Source organism: Pseudomonas sp. PME37.24/006 (genome assembly GCF_055556635.1).
The window spans coordinates 912,578-933,810 of the sequence record NZ_JBVHNL010000003.1 but is presented as its reverse complement, the minus strand read 5'-3'; the positions used below and the strand labels follow the sequence as shown (position 1 = coordinate 933,810).

The following is a 21,233-nucleotide window of genomic DNA, read 5'->3' as shown; positions in this document are numbered from 1 at the left end:
GTTCCTGCATGGGAATGTCACGCAGACGCGCCATGATGGCTACGTTTCGGCTGCATCAATAGTTAAAGGGGAAGGGTATGAAGTGGGTAGATAACGGCCGCAAGCAGATGCACAAGGGCGCGAATTCGATCGGCAACCTGTTCGTCGAGGGTTTCCACTACCTGGGCCTGTTCGTCATCGGTGGGGCGACTGCCTGGGCGTCCGTGGCAGCCTTTATGGGCATGCTGGAAAAGGGCAGTGCCAGCGTGGACGACATTCTGCTGCTGTTCATCTACCTGGAGCTGGGGGCGATGGTCGGCATCTACTTCAAGACCAATCATCTGCCGATCCGCTTTCTGCTGTACATCGCCATCACCGCGTTGACCCGTTACCTGATCGGCGACGTGTCTCACCACAAGGCGCCGGATATCGGCCTACTGTACCTGTGTGGCGGTATCTTCTTCCTGGCGCTGTCGGTGTTGGCGGTACGCTTCGCGTCGTACAAGTTTCCGTCCAGCAAGGCCATCGATTCGACTGGCGACGTGGTCGGCGATAATTACTCGGAGAAGTAGTCAGTCACTCAGCGGGGCGAACAGCGCCTGCAGGTCGTCTTCGCTGAGTTGCCATTGCGTCTGGCTGCCGCCTTCTTCCAGCAGGCCGCGAGCCAGGCTGGCCTTGGCATGCTGCAGTTGCTGGATCTTCTCTTCGACACTGCCGCGGGCGATCAGCTTGTAGACGAACACCGGCTTGTCCTGGCCGATCCGGTAGGCGCGGTCGCTGGCCTGGGCTTCCGCTGCGGGGTTCCACCAGGGGTCGAAGTGGATCACCGTGTCGGCGGCGGTGAGGTTTAGGCCCGAGCCGCCCGCCTTGAGGCTGATCAGGAAGACCGGAAACTGCCCAGCCTGGAACTGCTGCACCGGCGTGCGGCGATCACGGGTGCTGCCGGTGAGCTTGGCATAGGCAATACCGCGGGTTTGCAACTCGGCTTCGATCAGCGCCAGCATCGAGGTGAACTGGGAGAACAACAGCACCCGACGGCCTTCGCCGATCAGTGCTTCGAGCATTTCCAGCAGGCTGCCGAGCTTGCCGGAGTCGCTGCTGCTCAGTTCTTCCGGGGCTTCATCCAGCAGGCGCAGGTCGCAGCACACCTGGCGCAGACGCAGCAACGCTTCGAGGATGACGATCTGGCTGCGGGCCAGGCCCTGACGGGTGATTTCCTCACGCACCTTGCGATCCATGGCCAGGCGCAGAATTTCATAGCGATCGCGCTGCGCCGGGGTCAGTTCCACCCATTGGGTGATCTCGGTTTTCGGCGGCAGCTCGCGCGCCACCTGTTCCTTCTTGCGGCGCAGCACGAAGGGTTTGATACGCCCACGCAGATGCGCCAGGCGCTGCTCGTTGCCATGCTTCTCGATGGGCGTGCGGTAGTCGCGGGTGAAGCTCTTGCTGTCGCCGAGCCAGCCCGGCATCAGGAAGTTGAACAGCGACCAGAGCTCGCCCAGGTGGTTTTCCAGCGGCGTACCGCTCAGGCACAGGCGTTGTTGCGCGTTGATCTGGCTGGCGGCGAGAGCGGCCTTGCTGCGCGGGTTCTTGATGCTCTGGGCTTCGTCGAGAATCAGCAGATGGAAGCGTTGCGCGGTCAGCGTCTTGAGGTCGCGTGGCAGCAGGGCATAGGTGGTGAGCACGATGTCGTGTTCGGCGATCAGCTTGAACTGGCTGCGGCGCTTGGCACCGTGCAAGGCCAGCACCTTGAGGCTCGGGGCGAATCGGGCGGCTTCATCCTCCCAGTTGGGGATCAGGCTGGTGGGCATGACGATCAGGGCCGGTTGCTGCAGGCGGCCGTTCTGTTTTTCCAGGAGGATATGCGCCAGGGTCTGCAGGGTCTTGCCCAGGCCCATGTCGTCGGCCAGCACGCCGCCTACCTTGAGTTCGGCCAGGGCTTGCATCCAGCCCAGCCCCTGCAGCTGATAGGGGCGCAGTTGTGCCGCCAGGCCGTCCGGCGCGCTGACCGGCTGCAGCGTGGTGTGCTGCAGACGCTGGGCGAAATCGCGCAGATCGGCGCCACCCTGCCAGTTCAGCTCGGGTCCCTGCTGCAGCACGTTGAGGCGCGTCGCATCGGCGCGGGGCAGGCGCACCCGGGTGCCGATGTCTTCGCCGTCACCGATGAACAGTTCACCGAGCGCTGCCAGCAACGGCTTGAGCCGTGCATAGGGCAGGGCTACGCGGCGCTGGCTGTGGGGCAGGGTGACCAGCAGCATTTCTCCATCCTGGCGCTGTGCCAGGGCTTCGCCGGAAAGCAGCCAGGGCGTGCGTCGAATGGCCTGGAGCAGGATAGGCAGCAGGCTGATGCGCTGGCCTTCCACTTCGATCCCCAGCTCCAGGTCGAACCAGCCCTGTTCGGGAACCTCATCGACATCGGCGTACCAGTCGTCGATCTGTGCCAGGTTGTACTGAAAATCAGGTTGCACCTCGACCCGCCAGCCTTCTTCGCGCAGGGCCGGTACCTGCTGCTGCATGAAGGCCAGCCAGGCTGCGTCGCCCTGCAGTTCGAAGTGTTCGCCGGGATGCTGGGCGAGCGCCTCGCTCTGCCGCAGGGCCGTGCGCAGGCCGCCTTCTTCCAGGCGATGACGCAGCTCGGCTTCGCGGGCCCCATCACGCACGATGCGCAACTGATGGGTCGGGCCGAGGCGATACAGCAGATCCTTGGCCGGCTTGCCCGCTGCGCTGTGGCCCTGATAGTCGAAGGCCAGTGCTGCGCGGTGCTGGGTCTGTTCCAGCATGCGGCCCTTGCGCGCATCGAAGTGCACGCGTACATGGCTGCCCAAGGTCAGCACGGGGATCGGCGGCACATTGTCGATGCGAGTTTCTTCCATGGGCTTTTCGACGACGATCAACGAGCCCAGATCCTCACCGGAGCGCTGGCGCGCCTCGAGGGTGAGCAGGGCGGCGGCGACATGCTTGCAGTTGAAACCCACTGGGCAACTGCAGTTACCCGTCACTCCCCAGCCCTGTCCGTAGGGATGCAGGGTGATGCGTTGCTGGTACGGCCGTTCGCCGCTGCCCAGGCAACTGGCGAGCAGGCTGTGATCCTTGAGGCTGAGCAGGCGGCTGAGCCCGCGGGTGGCGTAGTCCTGGCCGCGGCGCAGCGCGCCGTCATCGAAATCGCCGCGCCAGTCGGCCTGCTGCAGGTGCAGGATGTCTGGCATCAGGCTACGTCTCGGAGGTCAAAAGCAGGCTTCGGCATGGGGCGATGAATACGATGGCAAGCCGTCGATGGTCTCACAGCCTGAGCGGGATTGGCAGATCAGATGCGGCTGACGTGCCCGCACCAAGGCACGTCTAACACTGACCTGCGTTGTCATCGCGGTGCCGCGTTTATTTGTCTTCGGTCTTGATGGCGCCGCGAATGTTCATGGCTGCCAGGCACAATTGCAGCACGATCAACGCATACGCGTGGCTGTAGAGACCCCAGATGATCCACAGCAGATTGCTGGCCATGAATACCCAGAAGCCCAGGTTGCGCCGCTGGCGCTGTTTCGAAGCGATCAGCCAGGCCGCCACGACGGTGACCAACATAGCCGGCCATTGCAGCCAGTCGATGTACTCCATGAATGCGCCTGTTTACCGAGAAGGACTTCAGGTGCGACCGGGCTATCGAGTGGGTGTTCGACTTTTCAGACCGACTCGCTCTCTCGCTGCGCCTTGTCGGCGTACATCTCGTCATCGGCCATGCGTAGCAGATCGCTGGCGGTTTCACCGTCCTGGGGCGCGATGGCGATACCGATGCTGATACCGATTTGCAAGGTCTGCTGATTGAAGACGATTGGCTCGCTGAGGGCCTCTTCAATGCGCTGCCCCAAGCGAATCGCCGCCGCGCGATCGAGGCCCGGCAGCAGCGCTGCAAACTCGTCGCCACCGAGGCGCGCTGGCATGTCGACACGTCTTAGCAGGCCGCGCAGCCGTTTGGCACTGACCTTGAGAACCTCGTCCCCGGCGGCGTGACCGTAACGATCGTTGATCTGTTTGAAATGATCGAGGTCGATCATCATCAGCGCGAAAGAGGTGCGCCGTCGCCCTTTAGCATTCAGTGCGTTGGCGACGCTGTGGTCGAAAAGGCGGCGATTTGGCAGGTCGGTCAGTGCATCCAGGTAGGCCAAGGTGTTGAGCGGGCGCAGCAGGTGTCGGTTGACCAGCAGCACCACCAACGCAGAAAGCAGCAAGCTGGCTACTAGCAGATAAAGCTGGAGGGTCTCGATGCGTGCGTGGGCGGCCATGGTCCGGCCCAGAGATTTGCCCATGATCAGCAGTACCTCACTGGCGCCCTGGGCATTGACGTTGGCGAGCGACACCGAGCGCATCAGGTATTCATTGCCTTCGTCTTGCAGCCTCCAGGTGGCGCCATCGACCAGTGCCGATGGATTGCCTAGCAAGCGCTCGAACGTACTGTTCAGGGTGTTGCCATGCAATTGCCAGGCGCCATTCTCGCCACGGGAGAGGAATACGAATTCGGTGTCGGTGACCCGCTTGAGATCCTCGGCCAGGCCGTCGTCGATGGCGAAGCCCAGGGTGAGTTCGGCCTGTGGCGTGGGCATATTTACCACGCTGTGGATCAACTGGTAGAGCACGCCGCTCTGGCTGCGCAGCATGGCGATAGGCATCTGCCCGTCAGCGCTGCCGGATTGTGCGGCGGCCTTGAGGAGGGGAACGATATCGGCCTGTTGCAGCTCGCTGGGGACACTGGCGATCAGTTGCCGGTCGAGGGTATTGAGCACGGCGATATCGGCCTGCAGGCGGCTGCCATGATTCTGCAGCATGGATTCGATAGTCGCTCGTTCGCCAATGGCGATGGCCTCCTTGAGGCCGTAGTCCGCCGCTAGCACGGCCGCACCCTGAGTCAGCTGACGGTGGCGTAGTTCAAGCAACTGGTCGACCACTTGAGCGGTGGTTGCCAACTGCGTGGCAGTGGTGTCTTCAACGATGCCGCGATTGGTACGCACACTGACCAGATAAATGACGATCTGCACGATCAATAGCGCAGCGAGCAGCGCAAACATGATGCGTTGCTCCTGGGTTTTGAGGTGCCGGCTGGTTCTCATCGACGTTCCGATCAAGCTTATTGGTAACGAGTGTAGAGCCGCGATCGTCCCGCAAGTGCCGCCTGATCAGGGCATTCTTTTGAATATTCGCTCCGAAAAGAGCATTTGCGCGAGGAGCGGATAGCTCAAGTAGTGCAGCGCGAAGATCACCACGCCCATCGGGCTGGGCTCATCCTGCAGCGTCATCATGGTCAGCAGGCCGACATACAGCAGCGCCAGCAGGCCGCCGTACAGCCACACCAGGCGGCGACGTTCACCGCGGGTTGGCGGGCGCCGCTGCTGCCAGGCGAACAACAAAGCCATCAGCGCCGCCACGCTGGCAGCGATCACCAATGTGGCCAGCACGCCACCGAGTTTCACGAAGCTGCGCAGCAGCAGGTTGAGCACCACAGCTGCAACCACACCGATCACGGCGTAGCGAGTCATGGCGACGGAAGAATGGGATGGGGGCATGGCGGCACGGCTCGGTGCAAAAGGTGGAGCTCTGAGTCTCGCCGCTGGCGCCAGGTTCTACAAGGTGCGATCCAGATCGAAGCGGCGACTCAGTATGCGATCCAGCAGTGCGCCGGGCAGCAGAGCAGCGAGCAGCGGCAATGCGCGGCTGCCATTGCCGAGGCGCAATACTCGTGGTCGCTTGCCGCTGTTCACAGCCGCGAACACGTTGCGGGCAACGTGGCTGGCAGGCGTCGGATTGTCCTGGGACGCCATGGCGCGGGCGCGGATGCCTTCACGCATGGGCCACCAGGGCGAGTGCTCGCCGATCAACTGTTCAGCCTGGCGACTGGCTTGGGAGCCGAAACTCGACTCGATGGCGCCGGGCTGCACTTCCAGCACACCGACGCCGAAAGGTGCCAGCTCCAGGCGCAGGGCATCGCTGAGGGCGTGGACGGCAGCCTTGGAGGCGCAGTAGGCGCCCGCGAACGGGGTGACCAGTACGGCGGAGACACTGCCGATGTTCACCACCAGCCCTTTGTTGCAGCGCAGCAACGGGAACAGCGCCCGGGTCACGTCGACGATAGCGAAGACATTGGTTTCGAACTGCCGACGCATCGCTGTGGCACCGCCATCGAGCAGCGGGCCCATGGCGCCATAGCCGGCGTTGTTGATCAGTACGTCAAGGCCGCCGATGCGTTCCTTGAGCGTCGCGGCCAGTCGCTCGACAGCGTCGGCGTCGTCCACGTCCAGTTGCACGGCGTTGAAGCCGGCTGCGCTCAGGCGTGCCACGTCTTCCTCTTTGCGGGCGCTGGCCCAGACTTGGTAGCCCTGCTGCAGAAAGGTGTCCGCCAGTGCGCGGCCGATGCCACTGGAACAGCCGGTGATCAGAACCGTGGGGTGGCTCATGGGCAATCCTTGTGTTTGTTGTTATCTGGATCTTTTCAGGCGCCGGTCAGCGGCTGAACGTACCTTGCAGCTGTTCGGCACGAAACTCCAGGGTGCTGGCGCGATAGCCGCTACGCAGGGTAGGCAGGGGCAGGCAGGTTTGCCAGTCGGCCCCCGGCAGCAATTCGCCAGGGCCGCTGTAGCGCGGGGTTTCGTAAAGCCGTTGCGCCAGGTTGACGCTGTCGCCTGGGCGGTAGGCGGCTACCTGCCAACGCAGCTCCAGCAGTGCGGCTTGGCTACCGTTGTGCAGGTGCACGCTCAGCGGGCGATCTGCCGGGCAGCTTTGCGGCGCATGGCTCAGGCGCAGCTCCAAGTGAGCCAGGTGGCGATTCTCGCGGCTCTCTTGCCACAGCACCCAGCTCGATACCAGCCCCAGGCCAACCAGTGCGGCAAGGGAAATGGGCAGGGCTTTGGCCGGGTAGCGGATCAGCAGGATGAACCAGCTGAGCACCAGAATCGCGCCGAAAATCATCGCTAAACCTTGAACGTCGAATGTGTGCCAATCCTACACAAGCCCGGCTGCCTCGGCACCCGTGCAGGGGTTGGCGGATGTTTCCAGCGCCGATCAGTCCGGGGCGTGGTCGCGCAGGAACACCAGCTTGTCGACGCTGGAGTCCTTGGCCGAGAAGCGGTAACCCTGGGCGTCGAAGTCCTTGAGATCCTGCGGATTCTTCAGTCGCTCCCTGATCACGTGGCGAGCCATCAGGCCGCGGGCCTTTTTGGCATAGAAGCTGATGATCTTGTATTGGCCGTTCTTCAGATCCTTGAACTCGGTATCGATGATGCGCGCCTTGAGTACCTTGCGCTTGACCGCGCCAAAGTACTCGTTGGAGGCCAAGTTGAGCAGCACATCGTCGCCCTGAGCCTTCAGTGCCTCGTTCAGCCACTCACTGATGTGCTCGCCCCAGAAAGCATAGAGATCCTTGCCGCGGGCGTTGATCAGCTTGGTACCCATTTCCAGACGGTAGGGCATCATCAGATCCAGGGGGCGCAGCAGGCCGTACAGGCCGGAAAGCATGCGCAGGTGCTGCTGGGCGAAATCGAAATCCGCCTCCGCGAAGCTTTGCGCATCCATGCCGGTGTACACATCGCCCTTGAATGCCAGCAGCGCCTGCTTGGCGTTGTGCGTGTCGAAGGCCGGCGTCCAGCTGCCGAAGCGCGCGGCATTGAGGCCGGCGAGTTTGTCCGACAGGTGCATCAGCTCGGCGATTTGCGCGGGGGAGAATTCGCGCAGCTGGGCGACGAGTTCCTGGGAGTGGTCGAGGAACTCGGGTTGGGTGAAGCGTGACGTCACCGGCGCGGTGTCGTAATCCAGGGTCTTGGCGGGTGAAATCACCATCAGCATAGGTCGTCTCCTTCAGCGGAGCGCCGATTCTAGCCGATTCGGTGACAAGAGCAGTTAGCCGGCAGGGAAGAGGGGGCAGGGTTCGCCAATGGAGCGCTGCAGCAGGACTTATGACTTTAGCGGTGAGCTGCACGAGCGCCAAGCGTCATTCGTCTAACCGAAAAATAAACTTCAAAAATCTGAAAAGATCATTTTCCTGTCACATTTTTTGGAGTATCAACGAACTGTGGTTTGCCGCGAATCGATCATGATGATCCACCGTCGCAGGCCACGCCTTGAAAGACCGCCGAACCCTGCAGACAGGTGGCGGCCATCGGCCCTCATCCGTGTGCATCTCTCCTTTAAGGGGGAGTCGGTGGCCCTGTGTGGCGGAGCGCCGTCCTGGCATTCCGTCGCTGGATCCGACAAGAGGTGACGAGTATGGATGACCACGGACGCATCAAGCCCACCGCCCCAACCTTGTATGCCCTCGACACCAATGTCCTGATTCACGATCCCAACGCGCTACTCAATTTCCAAGAACACCACGTTGCCATTCCGATGACCGTGCTGGAGGAACTCGACAAGCTGAAAACCGGCAAGCAGGGGGTCGCCGCCGAGTGTCGCCAGGCGATTCGTCTGATCGACAAGATCCTCGATGGCGCCAGCCCCGAGGAAGTCGAGCGCGGTGTACCGATTCAGCGTGGCAAGAACGAGCCCCGCGGTTTTCTATCGATTCTCATGAGTAAGAGTGCGGCGCCGGTTACCTGGCTGCCGGAAGACCTCAACGACAACAAGATCATCAACCAGCTGGTCGAGCTGAAATCACGCCGGCCGGGCACCTCGGTGGTGCTGGTGACCAAGGACATCAACATGCGCCTGAAGGCGCGTGGCTGCGGTCTGGATTCCGAGGACTATCACACCGACCAACTGGTCGACGACATCTCGCTGCTCTCCAAGGGCTATCACAACGTCGAAGGCGCCTTCTGGGATCGTGTCGCCAAGGTCGATACCCGTCAGGGCCATGGTCGTACCTGGCACCGAGTGCAGTTGAGCGAGGAGCTGCCGGGGGTGAACGTCAACGAATTCATCATCGACGAGCAGGGCTTCGTCGGCTGGGTCAAGGAGGCCGAAGGCGGCGAACTGCTTATTCTCGATCTGCATCAGGAGCCGCTGCTACATCAGGAGGCCTGGGGCCTCAAACCGCGGGACATCTATCAGGCGCTGGCGCTCTATGCGTTGCTCGACCCGGACATCCATCTGGTCAACCTGACCGGCGCTGCAGGCTCCGGCAAGACCATCCTGGCCCTGGCAGCGGCCATCGAACAGACCATGGTCAACAAGCGCTATCGGCGCATCATCGCCACCCGTTCGGTACAGGGCCTGGATCAGGAGATCGGTTTCCTGCCGGGTACCGAAGCCGAGAAGATGGAGCCCTGGCTGGGCGCCATCACCGACAACCTCGAAGCCCTGCACATGGACGACGAGAACACCCACGGCAGCGTCGACTACATCCTGCAGAAGGTGCCGTTGCAGTTCAAATCCCTGAACTACATTCGCGGGCGCAGCTTCCAGCAGAGCCTGATCCTCATCGACGAGTGTCAGAACCTCACCCCGCACCAGATGAAGACCATCATCACCCGCGCCGGCAGTGGCTCCAAGGTGATCTGCCTGGGCAACCTGGCGCAGATCGACACGCCCTATCTGTCGGCACCCAGCTCAGGCCTGACCTACCTCACCGAGCGCTTCAAAGGCTTCGAGCACGGCGTGCACATCACCCTGCAGGGCGTTCCACGCTCGATACTCGCCGAGTACGCGGAAAGCCATATGTAGCGGCAGGCAACCTGTCTCGAGTGGCGAGCGTGACGAGAGCTGCAACCTCGTCACGCTCTTTTGGCTTGAAGCCTGAGGGTTGAGGCTTACAATCTCCGCATCATTCATTTGGAGATTGCCCGTGCTGACCCATCTCGACTCCCAGGGACGCGCCAATATGGTCGACGTCAGCGACAAGGCGCAGACCGTTCGCGAGGCCGTGGCTGAGGCTCGGGTGCGTATGTTGCCCAATACGTTGCAGATGATCGTCGACGGCGAACATCCCAAGGGCGACGTTTTCGCCGTAGCACGCATCGCCGGTATTCAGGCCGCGAAGAAAACCTCGGATCTGATTCCGCTGTGCCACCCGCTGATGCTGACCAGCGTCAAGGTCGAGCTGCAGGCCGACGGTAATGACGCCGTGCTGATTCGCGCCCGCTGCAAACTCACCGGTCAGACCGGGGTGGAAATGGAAGCGCTCACCGCTGCCAGCGTTGCCGCGCTGACCATCTACGACATGTGCAAGGCGGTGGACCGCGGCATGGTCATCGAACAGGTGCGTTTGCTGGAAAAGGTCGGCGGCAAGAGCGGCCACTTCCTGGCAGACGAGGGCGAGCGATGATCAGCGTGCAGTACTTCGCCCGTTATCGCGAAATCCTTGGCCTGGACGCCGAGCAGCTGCAACCTGGCTTTGCCACCCTCGACGAGCTGCGTCAGCACCTGCTGGAACGCGGCGGTGTGTGGGAAGTGCTCGCCGAGCGCGGCCTGATGTGTGCGCGCAACGAAGTGCTCTGCGCGCTGAGCGAACCGCTGGTCGATGGCGATGCCGTGGCGTTCTTCCCCACGGTTACCGGAGGCTGAGATGAGCATTCGTGTACAGCAGGCGGTTTTCGATCCGGGGCTGGAGACCAATGCCGTGCATGCGGCCAATACCGGTGTCGGTGCGGTGGCCTGTTTCGTTGGCTACGTGCGTGATTTCAACGATGGCCGCGATGTGGCAGGGATGTTTCTCGAACACTTCCCCGGCATGACTGAAAAGGCCCTGGCCGGTATCGAGGCCCAGGCGCGTGAGCGCTGGCCGCTGTTGGGCATCGAAGTGATTCACCGAATTGGGCGGCTGGAGCCGGGCGAGCCGATCGTCTTCGTCGGCGTGGCAAGTGCCCATCGCCAGGCGGCGTTCCAAGCCTGTGAGTTCATCATGGACTACCTGAAGACCCAGGCACCGTTCTGGAAGAAAGAGGACACCGCCGACGGCCCGCGCTGGGTCGAAGGACGGGAGAGCGATCAGGCATCAGCCCGACGCTGGCAGAACGGCGGCTGATCAGGTTTCCGAGCAGGCTCTAAGCTGCAAGCCTCAGCCGAGCTCGATGAACACCTTGAACAGCAGTGGCGCAAACATCGACAGCGCGCCCAGGCCGGTTAGCCAGATGCCCCATTCCTGCTCGCGGTTGTTAAAGCCGATGCCCAGCAGCAGAAAGCCGCTGACCAAAAGCACGATCATTATGTGGAACGCGTCCATGGCGATGCCTCCTCTGGAAGTCTTGCCTGCCAGGAGCTGCGCCGCTGCGTGTGTTACTGACGCAGCGGCGGCATCCACTTTGAGCGTAGCTGACGCGTGATCTTGCCGCGTTGATCCATGGCAATTCGCGGGATCAATAATGCCCCTGGCAAGCATCCGCCTGCCGCCGGCGAAACACCTCGATTCAGAGCCGTTGCGCTGCCTTGCCGATTGACGGTGCAGCGATTTAGTTCGCGGTCGGCGCCTGCCGTGATTAAAATCGCCGCCTGAACAGGCCGTGTGAAAACGTAGCGAGCGAAGGTCAGGCAAGGCAAAAACCGGCGAAAAAGCGCAGTTTACGAGTTGTAAATGAGCATTTTGAGCTGGTTTTTAACGCCGCATGACCGAGCGCAGTAGTTTTCACATAGCCTGTGAATTCTCCTGCTACCCAAGGATCCTGTTATGCCCCGTATCGGAACCCCCCTGTCGCCCAGCGCGACCCGTGTGTTGCTGTGTGGCTCGGGTGAGCTCGGCAAGGAAGTGGTGATCGAGCTGCAGCGCCTCGGCGTCGAAGTCATCGCCGTCGACCGTTATGCCAACGCTCCGGCCATGCAGGTGGCGCATCGCAGCCACGTGATCAGCATGCTCGATGGCGCGGCGTTGCGCGCGGTGATCGAGCTGGAGAAGCCGCATTACATCGTGCCGGAGATCGAGGCGATCGCCACCGCTACGCTGGTCGAGCTGGAAAACGAAGGCTACACGGTGATCCCTAGCGCACGTGCCGCGCAATTGACCATGAACCGCGAGGGTATCCGCCGCCTGGCTGCCGAAGAGCTGGGCGTGCCGACTTCGCCGTATCAGTTCGCCGATTCCCTCGAGGAGTTCCAGGCTGCGGTCAGCGCCATCGGTTTCCCCTGCGTGGTCAAGCCGATCATGAGTTCGTCGGGCAAGGGCCAGTCGGTGCTCAAGGGCGCCGATGACGTGCAGAAGGCTTGGGATTACGCCCAGGCTGGCGGTCGTGCTGGCAAAGGCCGGGTGATCGTCGAGGGTTTCATCGACTTCGATTACGAAATCACTCTGCTGACCGTTCGCCATGTCGGCGGCACCACCTTCTGTGCACCGGTCGGTCACCGTCAGGAGAAGGGCGACTATCAGGAGTCCTGGCAGCCTCAGGCGATGAGCCCGGCCGCACGTGCCGAGGCCGAGCGCATCGCCCTGGCTGTGACCGGTTCTCTCGGTGGCCGTGGCCTGTTCGGCGTCGAGCTGTTCGTCAAGGGTGATCAAGTATGGTTCTGCGAAATCTCCCCGCGCCCTCATGACACCGGTCTGGTCACCCTGATTTCTCAGGATCTGTCCGAGTTCGCTCTGCATGCACGGGCCATTCTCGGCTTGCCGATCCCGGCGATCCGCCAGTTCGGCCCGTCGGCCTCGGCGGTGATTCTGGTCGAAGGCGAGTCGCAGCAGGTCAGCTTCGGCAACCTCGGCGCCGCGCTCACCGAGCCGGATACCGCACTGCGTCTGTTCGGCAAGCCGGAAGTCAGTGGTCAGCGCCGCATGGGCGTGGCGCTGGCTCGTGACGAGTCGCTGGAGGCTGCACGCGCCAAGGCGCTGCGTTCGGCGCAGGCGGTGAACGTCGAGCTGTAAGAACCTGTTCAAGTCTGCTGCGCGTCGGCACTGCTGCGTTAAAAACAGGCTCGGAATGCTTATGTACAAAAGTACACTCTGCTTCCTCGCCTGTTTTTGCCTTGCATTGCTCTAGCTCGCGAGACTTTCAAAAGGTTCTAAAACTTAGAGTCAGCGGGAGTATTGCTCCCGCTGGCTGCTTCACCTCTGCAGGGCCTCCCAGGCCCGTACCTCGAGTACCCGGCTGCCGCTGGCCTTGAGAATTTCCAGGCGGTAGCGGCCGACCTGCAGGCATACGGCGCTGTCCGGGATGTTCTCCAGTATTTCGGTCACCAGGCCATTGACGGTCTTCGGCCCGTCGACCGGCAGGCTCCAGCCCAGGCCGCGGTTCACTTCGCGGATGTAAGCGCTGCCCTTGATCGACCAGGTGCCATCGCCCAGGGGGTGGAATTCGCTCGGGTGGGCGGTTTCCACGGTGCTCAGGTCGCCGACGATCTCTTCCAGAATGTCTTCCACGGTGACGATGCCCATGGCTTCGCCGTATTCGTCGACGACGATGCCGGTGCGGTACTTGTGCTGTTGGAAATTCACCAGCTGGGTGGCCAGCGTCGTCCCCTCCGGTACGAAGTAGGGTGCGTCGCAGGCCTGCAGCAGGCTGCTTTCGTTCAGCTCGCCAAGGCCTGCCAGGCGCCGCATGTGCAGGATGCCTTCGGTCTGGTTGAGGCTGTCGCGGTACACCGGTAGACGGGTGTGCGAAGCATTGCGGATCTGTTCGGCCAATGGCGTGCTGCCGTGCAGGTCGATGCCGGTGACTTCGTGGCGCGGAATCATGATGTCGTCGACGTTGACCCGATCCAGCTCGAGCACACCCAGCAGCATGGCGCGCCTCTCGCTGGGCAGTGGCAGGTCATCGGCCTGCAGCGCGCCGCGCAGTTCTTCGAGGCTGAGGTCATGGTGTTGCCCAGGAGCGGGCTTGCCGATCCTGCTGCGCAGCGCCTGACTGATGCTCAGTAGCAGGCTGGTCAGCGGTGACAGCAGCGTACTGAAGAGCGTTAGCGGGCGGCTGGCCGGGTAGGCGAACAGCGACGCCGGCAGAACGGCTAGTACGCGGCCCAGCGGATGGGCCAGCATCAGGGCGGCCAGGGTCAGCAGGAACGGTGAAATGGCCAGAGTCGCGGTGCCGCCCTGGCTCAGCGCGAGCAGGGTGGCGGCCACCGAGGCGGCCATGGTGCTGCAGATGGTGCCGATGCGCAGGGTGGCGGAGAGGCGTTGCGGTTGATCCAGCAGCTTGATCAGTCGTGCGGCTGCCCGATGGCCCTGGCGGGCGCGGTGGCGCAGGCGATAGCGATTGAGGCCGAACAGCACGGTACGCGCGCAGATGAAGAATGCGGCGCAGCCCAGCAGCACAAGTAGCAGGGCTAGTTGGGGTAAGGGGGAGGGCGTGTCCAAGGTCAGATGTGGAGGATGAATTCGCGAACCAGCTTGCTGCCGAAGAATGCCAGCATCAGCAGGCAGAACCCGGCCAGCGTCCAGCGGATCGCCTTGTGCCCACGCCAGCCAAGCTGGTGGCGGCCCCATAGCAGTACAGCGAACACCACCCATGCGAAGCAGGACAGGATGGTCTTGTGCACCAGGTGCTGGGTGAACAGGTTATCGATGAAGATCACCCCGGACAGCAGCGACAGCGAGAGTAGCGCCCAGCCGCACCATAGGAAGCCGAACAGCAGGCTCTCCATGGTCTGCAGGGGAGGGAAGTTGCGGATCAGTCCAGAGGGATGCTTGTGCTTGAGCTGATGGTCCTGCACCAGCAGCAGCAGCGACTGGAACATGGCGATGGTCAGCATGCCGTACGCCATGATCGACAGCAGGATGTGGGCGAGGATACCCGGGCCTTCTTCGAGCGGCTGGGTGGTGCCGCTGGGCATGAACTGAGCGCACAGTACCGTGAGGCCACCGAGCGGGAAGAGGAACAGCAGCAGGTTTTCAACCGGCATGCGTTGGCTGGCTAGCAGGATGAGCACGATCACCGTGTAGGCGATCAGGCTGGCGGCGTTAAAGAAGTCCAGGGTCAGGCCGGCGCTGTTGTGCATCTGCAAGAAGAGGCTGCCGCCATGGAAGAACAGGGCAATCACGCCAAGAAGCGCCAGCACTCGTTTGCTGGGCGTGCTGCGACGAGTCAGGTGCAGGCCTTGATAGCTGGCGGCGCCAAAATAGAAAATGGCTGCGGCGAGGCTGGGCAACAGAGGGTGCATAGATCCTGAATGACAAGGCCTGAAAGGCGCTGAGTGTGGCACACAACGGTGGTCGCCAAAAGACCGCAAGTGGTATCAGGTCTCATATGTCGCAGGGGCTCCGATAAAGAAGCCTCAACAGCAGGGCAGTCTCCGTTATAATCCCGCGTTTACTGCCAGCACATCCGGCCCGATAGGAACGCGCATGTTCGAAAATTTAACAGATCGCCTCTCGCAGACCCTGCGCAGCGTCACTGGCAAGGCCAAGCTGACCGAGGACAATATCAAGGACACCCTGCGCGAAGTGCGCATGGCGCTACTCGAGGCCGACGTGGCGCTGCCCGTGGTCAAGGATTTTGTCGCTCGGGTCAAGGATCGTGCAGTCGGCACCGAGGTGTCGAAGAGCCTGACGCCTGGCCAGGCGTTTGTGAAAATCGTGCGCCTGGAGCTGGAAAGCCTCATGGGGGCGGCCAACGAAGATCTTGACCTGAGCACTACGCCGCCAGCGGTCGTGCTGATGGCCGGTCTGCAGGGCGCGGGCAAGACCACCACCGTTGGCAAGCTGGCGCGGTTCCTGAAAGAACGTAAGAAAAAGAGCGTGATGGTGGTGTCCGCGGACGTTTACCGTCCCGCCGCGATCAAACAGCTGGAAACCCTGGCCAGCGACATCGGCGTGACGTTCTTCCCGTCCGATATCACTCAGAAGCCGGTCGCTATCGCTGAAGCGGCGATTCGCGAAGCCAAGCTCAAATACATCGATGTGGTGCTGGTGGATACCGCCGGTCGTCTGGCCATCGATGCCGAAATGATGGCCGAGATCCAGGCGTTGCACGCGGCGGTAAAGCCGGTGGAAACCCTGTTCGTGGTCGACGCCATGACCGGTCAGGATGCCGCCAACACCGCCAAGGCCTTCAACGACGCCCTGCCGCTCACTGGCGTGGTGCTGACCAAGGTCGACGGTGATGCGCGTGGTGGTGCCGCACTGTCGGTTCGCGCGATCACCGGCAAACCGATCAAGTTCATCGGCATGGGCGAGAAGAGTGACGCGCTCGAACCGTTCCATCCCGAGCGGATCGCTTCGCGCATCCTCGGCATGGGCGACGTGCTCAGCCTGATCGAACAGGCCGAGCAGACCCTTGATCGTGACAAGGCAGAGAAGCTCACCAAGAAGCTGAAAAAGGGCAAGGGCTTCGATCTCGAAGATTTTCGTGACCAGTTGCAGCAGATGAAGAACATGGGCGGCCTTGGCGGCCTGATGGACAAGCTGCCGCAGATGGGTGGCGTCAACCTGTCGCAGATGGGCGGCGCCCAGGGGGCGGCGGAGAAGCAATTCAAGCAGATGGAGTCGATCATCAACTCCATGACGCCTGCCGAGCGCCGTGACCCAGAGATCATCAGTGGTTCGCGCAAGCGCCGCATTGCCCAAGGTTCTGGCACTCAGGTGCAGGACATTGGTCGGCTGATCAAGCAGCATAAGCAAATGCAGAAAATGATGAAGAAATTCACCGCCAAAGGCGGCATGGCCAAGATGATGCGCGGCATGGGCAGTATGATGCCGGGCGGCGGTATGCCGAAGTTCTGAAGCTTCTGTGCCGGTCTATCGACGGTCGGCGGAAAAAGAGATTTGCAAACAGCCGCATAATCCTTAGAATATGCGGCCTTTCGGGCCTAGGCCCATTTTGATGTGTGCCTCAAGTTAGCACCGACTACAGGAACGATGTTCACATGGTAACTATTCGTCTCGCTCGTGGCGGCTCCAAAAAGCGCCCCTTCTACCACCTGACCGTGACCAACAGCCGCAATGCGCGCGACGGTCGCTTCGTAGAGCGTATTGGCTTCTTCAATCCGGTCGCTTCGGGTGCTGAAATCAAGCTGTCCGTGAATCAAGAACGCGCTACCTACTGGCTGGGCCAGGGCGCGCAGCCGTCTGAGCGTGTTGCTCAGCTGCTGAAAGAAGCTGCCAAGGCTGCTGCCTAAGCACTTTATGAGCACGACGCCGGCTCCCGCCGAGGATCTGATGGTTCTTGGCAAGATTGTCTCGGTGCATGGCGTCAAGGGTGAGGTGAAGGTGTTTTCCTTTACCGATCCTCTGGATAACGTGCTCGACTACCCTCGCTGGACGCTGCGGCGCGATGGCGAGGTGAAACAGGTTGAACTGGCTGGTGGACGCTTGCAGGGCAAGGTTCTGGTCGCCAGGCTGAAAGGGCTCGATGATCGTGAGGTTGCGCGTACCTACGCCGGCTTCGAGATCTGCGTTCCCCGCAGCCAGCTACCGGAACTGGAAGACGGCGAGTTCTACTGGTATCAGCTGGAAGGTCTTAGCGTCATCGATCAAGAAGGGCAATTGCTCGGCAAGATCGATCATCTGTTCGAGACCGGTGCCAATGATGTGATGGCGGTCAAGCCGTGCATCGGCAGCCTCGATGATCGCGAGCGCCTGTTGCCGTATACGCAGCAGTGTGTGTTGTCGATCAGTATCGAGACTGGCGAGATGCGGGTCGACTGGGATGCGGACTTCTGACGCCATGCCGAGCTTGCGCGTCGATGTCATTACGCTGTTCCCGGAAATGTTCGCCGCCATCGGCGATTACGGCATTACCAGCCGTGCGGTCAAGCAGGAGCTGTTGCAGCTGACCTGCTGGAACCCACGCAGTTACACCACGGATCGTCATCACACCGTTGACGACCGCCCCTTCGGTGGTGGTCCTGGCATGGTGATGAAGATCAAGCCGCTCGAAGATGCCTTGGCTGATGCCAGGCAGGCCAGCGGCGGTCAGGCGAAGGTGATCTACCTTTCGCCACAAGGCCGCCCGCTGACGCAGGCGGCGGTACGCGAGCTGGCGAAGGAGGAGCGTTTGATCCTCATCGCCGGCCGCTACGAAGGCGTCGACGAGCGTTTCATCGAAACGCATGTCGACGAGGAATGGTCGATTGGCGACTACGTCCTGTCCGGCGGTGAGCTGCCGGCCATGGTGCTGATCGATGCGGTAACGCGCCTTTTGCCTGGTGCATTGGGTCATGCAGATTCGGCCGAGGAAGACTCCTTCACGGATGGCTTGCTCGACTGCCCGCATTACACCCGTCCGGAGGTGTATGCGGATAAACGTGTTCCTGAGGTGCTGCTTGGCGGCAACCACGAACACATCCGGCGCTGGCGTTTGCAGCAGTCCCTGGGGCGTACCTGGGAACGCCGTGTCGATCTTCTGGATAGCCGCTCGCTTTCTGGGGAAGAGAAAAAGCTGTTGGAGGAATACATCCGCCAGCAGGACGATAACTAATGTATCGATGGCCGGCCTGATGGCCCGTCTTAGGAGCGCAGCATGACCAACAAAATCATTCAGCAACTCGAAGCTGAGCAGATGGGTAAAGAGATCCCTACCTTTGCCCCGGGCGACACCGTAATCGTCCAGGTGAAAGTAAAGGAAGGTGACCGTCAGCGTCTGCAGGCGTTCGAAGGTGTGGTAATCGCCAAGCGTAACCGCGGCCTGAACAGCGCTTTCACCGTGCGCAAAATCTCCAGCGGCGTAGGCGTAGAGCGTACTTTCCAGACTTACAGCCCTCTGGTCGACAGCCTGTCCGTGAAGCGTCGTGGTGACGTTCGCAAGGCCAAGCTGTACTACCTCCGCGACCTGTCCGGCAAGGCAGCACGCATCAAGGAGAAGCTGGCTTAAGCCACGCTTCCCTCTCGAAAAAAGCAGCCTTGAGCTGCTTTTTTCGTTTCTGGCGTTTGTTGAAGTGGCAGCAAAAAAGCGAAAGCGGTCATCTGCTGCGGGGTTCGATCTGATCGTTCCTCACGCTCCGCGTGGGAATGCCTGCAGGTACGCTCTGCGTCCGATGTCGAGACCTGGCGGGCGCAGAGCGCCCTGGATTGGGCTCCCACGCTGGAGCGTGGGAGCCATCATCAATCTCGTGGGAGGGGCTTTAGCCGCGAGCTCTTTACGCCTAGCTAGGCAAAATCGAGGCTAAAGCCTCTCCCGCAAAAGCGCTGCCCACCGTCCGCTTCCGCCTTAGGCCTTTCTTATTAGGTGCGATTTTTGTATCTACTACGCACACCACAGTCGTGAGCAGGTTCTGAGTGATGACCCCCAGAGAGCAGGAAATCCAGCGGCGTACCGAGCTTTCCGAAACGCGCGTGGCCAAGGCGGTGTTTCCGCCGACTACCAATCATCACAACACCCTGTTTGGTGGTACGGCCATGGCCTGGATGGACGAGGTTTCGTTCATCGCTGCTACCCGTTTCTGCCGGCTGCCGCTGGTTACGGTGTCCTCCGATCGTATCGACTTCAGTCATCCGATTCCGGCCGGTACTATCGTTGAGCTGGTCGGCCGCGTGAGTGCGGTTGGTAACACCAGCATGAAGGTGCAGGTCGACGTGTTCGTCGAGGACATGTACGGCGCCCGTCGAGAGCTCGCCATTCGTGGTGCTTTCAGCTTCGTGGCGATGGGGGAGGATGGCAAGCCGGTGCCGGTGCTGCCGGGTTTCTGATCGTGCGCGCCGCTGGCGCCGCCAAACCTTTGCTGTTTCAGGGGTAACCGATGTCTGCAGTCGACCATCCGCTGATCGAGCGTTTCATCGAGACGTTATGGCTGGAGAAAGGCCTTTCCGTGCACACCCGGTCGGCGTATCGCAGTGACCTGGCCTTGCTCAATGGTTGGCTGCAAGGCCGCGATGTCGAGCTACAGGCGGTAGGGCGTGACGTGTTGCTCGATCATCTGGCCTGGCGCATGAATGAGGGCTACAAGGCGCGCTCCACGGCGCGGCTGATTTCCGGGATGCGCGGTTTTTATCGATTTCTGCTGCGTGAGGGGGTGATCGAAACCGACCCGACCTTGCAGGTGGACATGCCGCAGCTCGGTCGGCCGTTGCCCAAGTCGCTGTCCGAGGCAGATGTCGAGGCGCTGTTGGCGGCCCCCGATCTGGGTGACCCCATCGGGCTGCGTGATCGCGCCATGCTCGAGGTGCTGTATGCCTGTGGGTTGCGGGTCAGTGAGCTGATCGGCCTGACGCTCGAACAGGTCAATCTGCGTCAGGGTGTGGTGCGTGTGTTCGGCAAGGGTAGTAAGGAGCGGCTGGTGCCCATGGGTGAGGAAGCGATCGGCTGGGTCGAACGTTACTGTCGCGAGGCGCGCCCGGTTCTGCTCGGCGGCAGGCCAGGTGATGTGCTGTTTCCCAGTCTGCGCGGCGAGCAGATGACCCGGCAGACCTTCTGGCACCGCATCAAGCATCAGGCCAGGGTTGCCGGCATCGCCAAGTCGCTGTCGCCGCATACGCTGCGGCATGCCTTTGCGACCCATCTGCTCAACCATGGCGCAGACCTGCGTGTGGTACAGATGCTTCTGGGGCACAGTGATCTGTCCACCACGCAAATCTACACCCACGTGGCGCGGGCTCGCTTGCAGGCCCTGCATGCGCAGCACCATCCGCGGGGCTGAATCGGTTGGGCGAGTTCGTGCTTTGTATCCTGGCTCTGCGGCCCTCGGCTGTGGTTGTGATAATCTTCGCTCTTCCCTCGTCACCCCGTCGCTCGATAGGAGTATTCATGCGTGTGACTCGCATTTTCGCGGCTATGGCCCTTGGTCTGGTCAGCACCCTCGGCCATGCTGCCGACCCGGATCAGACGATCCGCAAGAACCTGTTGTCGATCCAGCCTGATCTGCCGATCGAAGCCATTGCCGAAAGCCCGATGCCAGGCGTTTATCAGGTGCAGCTCAAGGGCGGTCGCCAGCTGTATGCCAGCGCCGACGGGCAATTCGTCATGCAGGGTTACCTGTTCCAGTTCAAGGACGGGCAGGCCATCAACCTGACCGAGGCGGAAGAGAGCCGCGCCATCGCCAAGCAGATCAACGCCATTCCTGCCAAGGACATGGTGGTGTTCGCGCCCAAGCAGCCGAAAGCGCATATCACCGTGTTTACCGACACCGACTGTGGTTACTGCCAGAAGCTGCACAGTGAAGTGGCCGAGCTCAACAAGCAGGGTATCGAAGTGCGTTACCTGGCCTTCCCACGTCAGGGGTTGGGCAGCAAGGGTGCCAAAGACCTGGCTAGCGTCTGGTGCTCGAAGGATCGCCAAGCGGCGATGAATCAGGCCAAATCGCGCCAGTCGGTCGCCGAAGCCACCTGCGAGAATCCGGTGGCCGAGCAGTATCAGCTTGGGCAGATGATCGGGGTCAATGGCACGCCGGCGATCATTCTGGAGAACGGCAAGATGATTCCGGGCTATCAGCCCGCAGCGCAGTTGGCAAAGCTGGCGCTGGAAGCCAAGTGATTTGAAGGGGTAGTTTGACTATCC

General features: G+C 61.6%; 24 protein-coding genes. 14 read left to right on the top strand and 10 right to left on the bottom strand.

Going from position 1 to position 21,233, the window contains the following annotated elements; all coding sequences use genetic code 11:
- The first annotated feature begins 77 nt into the window (after positions 1 to 77).
- Positions 78 to 551, top strand: coding sequence for a phosphate-starvation-inducible protein PsiE (locus ACZ3GY_RS15330; RefSeq protein ID WP_463565920.1), 474 nt, complete (start codon positions 78 to 80; stop codon positions 549 to 551).
- Here the strand turns inward: ACZ3GY_RS15330 and ACZ3GY_RS15325 are convergent, their stop codons facing one another.
- From ACZ3GY_RS15325 to yaaA, 7 genes are all read right to left on the bottom strand, one after another.
- A complete protein-coding gene (locus ACZ3GY_RS15325) occupies positions 552 to 3,185 on the bottom strand; it encodes a DEAD/DEAH box helicase (RefSeq protein WP_465910865.1) in 2,634 nt (877 codons plus the stop codon).
- Between the two features lie 169 nt (positions 3,186 to 3,354).
- The gene (locus ACZ3GY_RS15320) at positions 3,355 to 3,588 is read right to left on the bottom strand and encodes a hypothetical protein (protein WP_225838866.1); all 234 of its coding nucleotides are present in this window, start codon (positions 3,586 to 3,588) and stop codon (positions 3,355 to 3,357) included.
- A gap of 65 nt (positions 3,589 to 3,653) precedes the next feature.
- Positions 3,654 to 5,033: a GGDEF domain-containing protein gene (locus ACZ3GY_RS15315; protein ID WP_463565918.1), complete on the bottom strand. Its 1,380-nt coding sequence runs from the start codon at positions 5,031 to 5,033 to the stop codon at positions 3,654 to 3,656.
- A 108-nt stretch (positions 5,034 to 5,141) separates the two neighbouring features.
- The gene (locus ACZ3GY_RS15310) at positions 5,142 to 5,528 is read right to left on the bottom strand and encodes an ABZJ_00895 family protein (protein ID WP_465910863.1); all 387 of its coding nucleotides are present in this window, start codon (positions 5,526 to 5,528) and stop codon (positions 5,142 to 5,144) included.
- A gap of 57 nt (positions 5,529 to 5,585) precedes the next feature.
- Entirely contained in the window at positions 5,586 to 6,416 is an 831-nt protein-coding gene (locus ACZ3GY_RS15305) for an SDR family oxidoreductase (RefSeq protein ID WP_465910861.1), read from the bottom strand.
- 46 nt (positions 6,417 to 6,462) lie between these two features.
- Complete coding sequence (locus tag ACZ3GY_RS15300; RefSeq protein WP_225838886.1) at positions 6,463 to 6,927, bottom strand: multidrug transporter; 465 nt, start codon at positions 6,925 to 6,927, stop codon at positions 6,463 to 6,465.
- 93 nt (positions 6,928 to 7,020) lie between these two features.
- On the bottom strand, positions 7,021 to 7,800 hold the full coding sequence (gene yaaA / locus ACZ3GY_RS15295; RefSeq protein ID WP_465910859.1) for a peroxide stress protein YaaA: 780 nt from the start codon (positions 7,798 to 7,800) through the stop codon (positions 7,021 to 7,023).
- Between the two features lie 420 nt (positions 7,801 to 8,220).
- Here yaaA and ACZ3GY_RS15290 point away from each other — a divergent pair, with 420 nt between their 5' ends.
- The 4 genes from ACZ3GY_RS15290 (at position 8,221) to moaE (ending at position 10,912) form a co-directional block, all read left to right on the top strand.
- Positions 8,221 to 9,612, top strand: coding sequence for a PhoH family protein (locus ACZ3GY_RS15290; RefSeq protein ID WP_465910858.1), 1,392 nt, complete (start codon positions 8,221 to 8,223; stop codon positions 9,610 to 9,612).
- A 121-nt stretch (positions 9,613 to 9,733) separates the two neighbouring features.
- Positions 9,734 to 10,213, top strand: a complete 480-nt coding sequence (moaC, locus tag ACZ3GY_RS15285; RefSeq protein ID WP_465910857.1) for a cyclic pyranopterin monophosphate synthase MoaC — start codon at positions 9,734 to 9,736, stop codon at positions 10,211 to 10,213.
- Entirely contained in the window at positions 10,210 to 10,452 is a 243-nt protein-coding gene (locus ACZ3GY_RS15280; RefSeq protein ID WP_465910856.1) for a MoaD/ThiS family protein, read from the top strand. The genes moaC and ACZ3GY_RS15280 overlap by 4 nt, the downstream gene beginning before the upstream one ends.
- A gap of 1 nt (position 10,453) precedes the next feature.
- Entirely contained in the window at positions 10,454 to 10,912 is a 459-nt protein-coding gene (gene moaE / locus ACZ3GY_RS15275; RefSeq protein WP_465910855.1) for a molybdopterin synthase catalytic subunit MoaE, read from the top strand.
- Between the two features lie 33 nt (positions 10,913 to 10,945).
- Here the strand turns inward: moaE and ACZ3GY_RS15270 are convergent, their stop codons facing one another.
- On the bottom strand, positions 10,946 to 11,110 hold the full coding sequence (locus ACZ3GY_RS15270) for a hypothetical protein (RefSeq protein ID WP_465910854.1): 165 nt from the start codon (positions 11,108 to 11,110) through the stop codon (positions 10,946 to 10,948).
- A 441-nt stretch (positions 11,111 to 11,551) separates the two neighbouring features.
- Here ACZ3GY_RS15270 and purT point away from each other — a divergent pair, with 441 nt between their 5' ends.
- Positions 11,552 to 12,733: a formate-dependent phosphoribosylglycinamide formyltransferase gene (gene purT, locus ACZ3GY_RS15265; RefSeq protein ID WP_225838899.1), complete on the top strand. Its 1,182-nt coding sequence runs from the start codon at positions 11,552 to 11,554 to the stop codon at positions 12,731 to 12,733.
- Between the two features lie 180 nt (positions 12,734 to 12,913).
- Here the strand turns inward: purT and ACZ3GY_RS15260 are convergent, their stop codons facing one another.
- Entirely contained in the window at positions 12,914 to 14,161 is a 1,248-nt protein-coding gene (locus ACZ3GY_RS15260) for a CNNM domain-containing protein (protein WP_465910852.1), read from the bottom strand.
- 2 nt (positions 14,162 to 14,163) lie between these two features.
- Positions 14,164 to 14,964, bottom strand: coding sequence for a cytochrome C assembly family protein (locus tag ACZ3GY_RS15255; RefSeq protein WP_465910851.1), 801 nt, complete (start codon positions 14,962 to 14,964; stop codon positions 14,164 to 14,166).
- Positions 14,965 to 15,148: 184 nt separating this feature from the next.
- Between ACZ3GY_RS15255 and ffh the strand changes: the two genes are divergently transcribed.
- The 8 genes from ffh to ACZ3GY_RS15215 all read left to right on the top strand — a co-directional run bounded on the left by ffh (position 15,149) and on the right by ACZ3GY_RS15215 (position 21,209).
- Positions 15,149 to 16,525 (top strand): signal recognition particle protein, encoded by a 1,377-nt coding sequence (gene ffh / locus ACZ3GY_RS15250; RefSeq protein WP_463565910.1) that lies wholly within the window; start codon positions 15,149 to 15,151, stop codon positions 16,523 to 16,525.
- Between the two features lie 143 nt (positions 16,526 to 16,668).
- Positions 16,669 to 16,920, top strand: a complete 252-nt coding sequence (rpsP, locus tag ACZ3GY_RS15245; protein ID WP_042555419.1) for a 30S ribosomal protein S16 — start codon at positions 16,669 to 16,671, stop codon at positions 16,918 to 16,920.
- Positions 16,921 to 16,927: 7 nt separating this feature from the next.
- Positions 16,928 to 17,464: a ribosome maturation factor RimM gene (gene rimM / locus ACZ3GY_RS15240; protein WP_465910848.1), complete on the top strand. Its 537-nt coding sequence runs from the start codon at positions 16,928 to 16,930 to the stop codon at positions 17,462 to 17,464.
- A gap of 4 nt (positions 17,465 to 17,468) precedes the next feature.
- A complete protein-coding gene (trmD, locus tag ACZ3GY_RS15235) occupies positions 17,469 to 18,221 on the top strand; it encodes a tRNA (guanosine(37)-N1)-methyltransferase TrmD (protein WP_225838911.1) in 753 nt (250 codons plus the stop codon).
- Between the two features lie 42 nt (positions 18,222 to 18,263).
- The gene (rplS, locus tag ACZ3GY_RS15230) at positions 18,264 to 18,614 is read left to right on the top strand and encodes a 50S ribosomal protein L19 (RefSeq protein WP_465910847.1); all 351 of its coding nucleotides are present in this window, start codon (positions 18,264 to 18,266) and stop codon (positions 18,612 to 18,614) included.
- Positions 18,615 to 19,021: 407 nt separating this feature from the next.
- Positions 19,022 to 19,429, top strand: coding sequence for an acyl-CoA thioesterase (locus ACZ3GY_RS15225; protein ID WP_225838915.1), 408 nt, complete (start codon positions 19,022 to 19,024; stop codon positions 19,427 to 19,429).
- A gap of 50 nt (positions 19,430 to 19,479) precedes the next feature.
- Positions 19,480 to 20,376: a site-specific tyrosine recombinase XerD gene (gene xerD, locus ACZ3GY_RS15220; protein WP_465910845.1), complete on the top strand. Its 897-nt coding sequence runs from the start codon at positions 19,480 to 19,482 to the stop codon at positions 20,374 to 20,376.
- Positions 20,377 to 20,483: 107 nt separating this feature from the next.
- Positions 20,484 to 21,209, top strand: a complete 726-nt coding sequence (locus ACZ3GY_RS15215; protein ID WP_465910844.1) for a DsbC family protein — start codon at positions 20,484 to 20,486, stop codon at positions 21,207 to 21,209.
- Positions 21,210 to 21,233: the final 24 nt, after the last annotated feature.

What these genes read in the sequence shown, in the direction of transcription:
- rplS (WP_465910847.1), top strand. Translation starts at nt 18,264, where the DNA reads ATGACCAACAAAATCATTCAGCAACTCGAAGCTGAGCAGATGGGTAAA.
- trmD (WP_225838911.1), top strand. Translation starts at nt 17,469, where the DNA reads ATGCCGAGCTTGCGCGTCGATGTCATTACGCTGTTCCCGGAAATGTTC.
- ACZ3GY_RS15325 (WP_465910865.1), bottom strand. Translation starts at nt 3,185, where the DNA reads ATGCCAGACATCCTGCACCTGCAGCAGGCCGACTGGCGCGGCGATTTC.
- rpsP (WP_042555419.1), top strand. Translation starts at nt 16,669, where the DNA reads ATGGTAACTATTCGTCTCGCTCGTGGCGGCTCCAAAAAGCGCCCCTTC.
- moaE (WP_465910855.1), top strand. Translation starts at nt 10,454, where the DNA reads ATGAGCATTCGTGTACAGCAGGCGGTTTTCGATCCGGGGCTGGAGACC.
- ACZ3GY_RS15330 (WP_463565920.1), top strand. Translation starts at nt 78, where the DNA reads ATGAAGTGGGTAGATAACGGCCGCAAGCAGATGCACAAGGGCGCGAAT.
- ACZ3GY_RS15305 (WP_465910861.1), bottom strand. Translation starts at nt 6,416, where the DNA reads ATGAGCCACCCCACGGTTCTGATCACCGGCTGTTCCAGTGGCATCGGC.
- rimM (WP_465910848.1), top strand. Translation starts at nt 16,928, where the DNA reads ATGAGCACGACGCCGGCTCCCGCCGAGGATCTGATGGTTCTTGGCAAG.
- ACZ3GY_RS15270 (WP_465910854.1), bottom strand. Translation starts at nt 11,110, where the DNA reads ATGGACGCGTTCCACATAATGATCGTGCTTTTGGTCAGCGGCTTTCTG.
- ACZ3GY_RS15255 (WP_465910851.1), bottom strand. Translation starts at nt 14,964, where the DNA reads ATGCACCCTCTGTTGCCCAGCCTCGCCGCAGCCATTTTCTATTTTGGC.
- ACZ3GY_RS15225 (WP_225838915.1), top strand. Translation starts at nt 19,022, where the DNA reads ATGACCCCCAGAGAGCAGGAAATCCAGCGGCGTACCGAGCTTTCCGAA.
- ffh (WP_463565910.1), top strand. Translation starts at nt 15,149, where the DNA reads ATGTTCGAAAATTTAACAGATCGCCTCTCGCAGACCCTGCGCAGCGTC.
- xerD (WP_465910845.1), top strand. Translation starts at nt 19,480, where the DNA reads ATGTCTGCAGTCGACCATCCGCTGATCGAGCGTTTCATCGAGACGTTA.
- ACZ3GY_RS15215 (WP_465910844.1), top strand. Translation starts at nt 20,484, where the DNA reads ATGCGTGTGACTCGCATTTTCGCGGCTATGGCCCTTGGTCTGGTCAGC.
- ACZ3GY_RS15300 (WP_225838886.1), bottom strand. Translation starts at nt 6,927, where the DNA reads ATGATTTTCGGCGCGATTCTGGTGCTCAGCTGGTTCATCCTGCTGATC.
- ACZ3GY_RS15315 (WP_463565918.1), bottom strand. Translation starts at nt 5,033, where the DNA reads ATGTTTGCGCTGCTCGCTGCGCTATTGATCGTGCAGATCGTCATTTAT.
- ACZ3GY_RS15280 (WP_465910856.1), top strand. Translation starts at nt 10,210, where the DNA reads ATGATCAGCGTGCAGTACTTCGCCCGTTATCGCGAAATCCTTGGCCTG.
- yaaA (WP_465910859.1), bottom strand. Translation starts at nt 7,800, where the DNA reads ATGCTGATGGTGATTTCACCCGCCAAGACCCTGGATTACGACACCGCG.
- purT (WP_225838899.1), top strand. Translation starts at nt 11,552, where the DNA reads ATGCCCCGTATCGGAACCCCCCTGTCGCCCAGCGCGACCCGTGTGTTG.
- ACZ3GY_RS15320 (WP_225838866.1), bottom strand. Translation starts at nt 3,588, where the DNA reads ATGGAGTACATCGACTGGCTGCAATGGCCGGCTATGTTGGTCACCGTC.
- ACZ3GY_RS15290 (WP_465910858.1), top strand. Translation starts at nt 8,221, where the DNA reads ATGGATGACCACGGACGCATCAAGCCCACCGCCCCAACCTTGTATGCC.
- ACZ3GY_RS15310 (WP_465910863.1), bottom strand. Translation starts at nt 5,528, where the DNA reads ATGCCCCCATCCCATTCTTCCGTCGCCATGACTCGCTACGCCGTGATC.